Here is a 3,119-nt window from a genome sequence, read left to right as displayed (position 1 = left end):
GATTTGCAATTGACATGAAAGAATCGCCTAAAGTTGTTTTATTGTTGACCCATAGCGGCGATTTTTTCACGATTGACCGCGTGGCTGAGGCGATAGAAAAAAAAGGAGCCACACCTTTTCGCTTAGATACCGATAAATTTCCCTTAGAGGTTCAATTAGCAGCCCAATTTAATGGGAAAAAAAGTTTTTATCAATTAACCTATAACCATCAATCTATTGATAGTCAACAGGTGCAATCTGTTTGGACAAGACGTATTTGGCAACCTGAACTAACAGGGGATTTAGATCCTCAGTTTCGGGAGGTTTGTGTGCGAGAATCCCAGACGACTTTGGCCGGTTTTTGGGATAGTTTAAGGTCAGCGCGTTGGTTAGATAATTTAGCGCAAATTGAGAAGGCTAAAAATAAGTTATTACAACTTCGTTTGGCCTCAGAAGTTGGCTTAATTATTCCCCCCACTTTAGTTACCAATAATCCTGATGCTGCCCGGGAGTTTTTTTCCCAGGTTCAGGGACGAATGGTGAGTAAATTGTTAACTGCGATCGCCCGCAGTATGGAGTCGCCGGAATTTTTTCTTTATACCAGTAGGGTGAAAGCAGAAGACCTTGAGGAAGCGGAATCTTTACGTTATTGTCCCATGGTTTTTCAAGCGGAAATTCCCAAACAATTAGAATTGAGAATTGTCGTGGTTAATGGACAGACATTTGTGGGAGCTTTAGAATCTTCTCAGTATAATAATTCTGCCGTAGATTGGCGAAGACCTGGTATTGATCCTGGTGCTTGGCAACATCATACTTTACCTGATTCACTATTGCAGCAACTTCAGATTTTTATGGCTAATTTAGGGTTGAATTTTGGGGCGTTTGATTTTATCTTAACTCCTGGGGGAGAATACGTTTTTTTAGAAGTTAATCCGGGTGGTGAGTGGGGAATGTTAGAACGGGATTTAGATTTACCTATTTCTCATGCGATCGCCGATTTTTTAGTCTTCGGTTGATCGGCAAAGCTCGCACTGAAAAAAAATTGTTAATCCTAAGTTTTCAAGGAGATTTATGACCGTTTTAATTGTTACTTTTAGCCACGATAATGAAAGTATTCCTCTGGTAATCAAAGCCATAGAAACGATGGGGAAAAAAGCCTTCCGTTTTGATACCGATCGCTTCCCTACAGAGGTAAAAGTTGATCTTTACTCAGGCGGTCAAAAAGGCGGAATTATTACCGATGGAGAACAAAAATTAGAGCTAAAAGAAGTTTCTTCTGTCTGGTATCGACGCATGAGATACGGACTAAAATTACCCGATGGGATGGATAGTCAATTTCGCGAAGCTTCTCTTAAGGAATGTCGGTTAAGTATTCGAGGAATGATTGCTAGTTTATCTGGCTTTCATCTTGACCCAATTGCTAAGGTAGATCATGCCAATCATAAACAATTGCAGTTACAAGTAGCGCAACAATTAGGTTTATTAATTCCGGGGACTTTAACTTCTAATAATCCTGAAGCTGTCAAGCAATTTGCTCAGGAGTTTGAAGCGACAGGAATTGTGACTAAAATGCTTTCTCAATTTGCTATTTATGGAGACAAGCAAGAGGAAATGGTTGTTTTTACCAGTCCTGTTACTAAGGAAGACCTAGATAATTTGGAAGGTTTGCAATTTTGTCCCATGACTTTTCAGGAAAACATTCCTAAAGCTTTGGAATTACGCATCACTATCGTCGGTGAACAAATATTTACGGCGGCGATTAATTCCCAACAATTAGACGGTGCTATCTACGATTGGCGAAAAGAGGGAAGAGCGCTCCATCAACAATGGCAACCCTACGATTTACCGAAAACTATTGAAAAACAACTACTAGAATTAGTGAAATATTTCGGTCTTAATTATGGCGCAATTGATATGATTGTCACACCAGATGAACGTTATATCTTTTTAGAAATTAATCCCGTTGGCGAGTTTTTTTGGCTAGAACTTTATCCTCCTTATTTTCCTATCTCCCAGGCAATCGCTGAAATCCTTGTCAACTCATAAACTGGCAAAGACAGAGCCAGAGTATTTTATCGCATCGACGAGGCTCTGACTCCAGATTTCCCCCCCGACTCCTGACTTGAAAGAGGGTGTGGGGTGTAGAGTGTGGGGTGTAGGGTGTGGGAAGTGGGGAGTTTTCTCAGTGAACTGATAACTGATAACTGATAACTGATAACTGATAACTGACTCCTAACCCCACCAACAAACTTTTTCAGCAAACCCTACTTAATTTCCAGACCAAGACTTTCTCTCGTGCTTCTATCAGATTCATGCCTATTTTTTCTAAAACTCGCTTTGAAGCTATATTATCGGGAGCGCAGCCGGCGGTCACTGTTTGCATACCAGGTTGAGAAAGTGTCCAGTCCATCATTGCTTTTGTCGCCTCGGATGCGTAGCCTTGTCGTCGATATAACGGCGCTACTTGATAGCCAATTTCTACAGCATCTGTGGGTAAACCTGTGGCATCAGGAATAATTTTGATCATCACATGACCAATAAGGGTATTTTCTGTTTGATGAATAATTAAACTCCCCCACCCCCACTCATTTTGTAAGGGGAATTGCAGCAAAATATTGGCAATATCAGGGAAAGCTTGAATCAACTCTTGTTCGGCCCAGTCAGCTGCAACTTTTACCCCCAAAATTGTTGCTAATTCATCGATACCTATAATTGCGGCCTTGAGAAGTTCAAGCTTTAAGGGGACTAAATATAATCGTTCCGTCACCAGTTTTTCCAGTGCTTTCATTTGATAAAATTCCTATACCAGTTATCAGTTATCAGTGTTAATCAACTTACCCAGCAAAAACCTGATTCTCTAGTTCTCCTGAGAGGGGAAAGTCTGAATACTCTGTCTCAATTTCAATCTGTTTGTCACCCCATTAGCTATATTCTCACCCATTTTAAGGTTTTTGGGTCTTTATCGTAACGATAATTAAAACCATCTTTGGCAGTAATAATTTTACCTAAACTGGCACGACTCCGAACGTTACTTAAAGAATAATCAGTTAGGGACTGCATTTGTTGATGGGACAAACCTTCGGCTATTTCAGAAACTCCGGCAATTTCCGCATCATGCTCAGTTTTAACCTCAGACAAAG

The 3,119-nt window shown here is 40.5% G+C and carries 3 protein-coding genes and 1 pseudogene; 2 read left to right on the top strand and 2 right to left on the bottom strand.

The window, feature by feature from the left end; translation table 11 throughout:
• Nucleotides 1–14 precede the first annotated feature (14 nt).
• Both PX484_RS04205 and PX484_RS04200 read left to right on the top strand, forming a co-directional pair.
• A complete protein-coding gene (locus tag PX484_RS04205; protein WP_287670499.1) occupies nucleotides 15–995 on the top strand; it encodes an MvdC family ATP-grasp ribosomal peptide maturase in 981 nt (326 codons plus the stop codon).
• 55 nt (nucleotides 996–1,050) lie between these two features.
• A complete protein-coding gene (locus tag PX484_RS04200; protein WP_002801149.1) occupies nucleotides 1,051–2,025 on the top strand; it encodes an MvdD family ATP-grasp ribosomal peptide maturase in 975 nt (324 codons plus the stop codon).
• Between the two features lie 208 nt (nucleotides 2,026–2,233).
• Here PX484_RS04200 and PX484_RS04195 read toward each other — a convergent pair whose 3' ends face one another.
• A complete protein-coding gene (locus PX484_RS04195) occupies nucleotides 2,234–2,767 on the bottom strand; it encodes a GNAT family N-acetyltransferase (protein ID WP_287670503.1) in 534 nt (177 codons plus the stop codon).
• 137 nt (nucleotides 2,768–2,904) lie between these two features.
• Nucleotides 2,905–3,119: pseudogene (locus PX484_RS04190) on the bottom strand (ABC transporter ATP-binding protein/permease); the annotation flags it as partial.

The sequence above is a fragment of the Microcystis sp. M49636_WE2 genome (assembly GCF_030065375.1).
GTDB classification, from domain to species: domain Bacteria; phylum Cyanobacteriota; class Cyanobacteriia; order Cyanobacteriales; family Microcystaceae; genus Microcystis; species Microcystis aeruginosa_C.
This window is presented reverse-complemented; position numbering and strand designations above follow the sequence as displayed.

Excerpts from the sequence above, each read along its gene's own strand:
- PX484_RS04195 (WP_287670503.1), bottom strand. The coding sequence starts at position 2,767 with ATGAAAGCACTGGAAAAACTGGTGACGGAACGATTATATTTAGTCCCC.
- PX484_RS04205 (WP_287670499.1), top strand. The coding sequence starts at position 15 with ATGAAAGAATCGCCTAAAGTTGTTTTATTGTTGACCCATAGCGGCGAT.
- PX484_RS04200 (WP_002801149.1), top strand. The coding sequence starts at position 1,051 with ATGACCGTTTTAATTGTTACTTTTAGCCACGATAATGAAAGTATTCCT.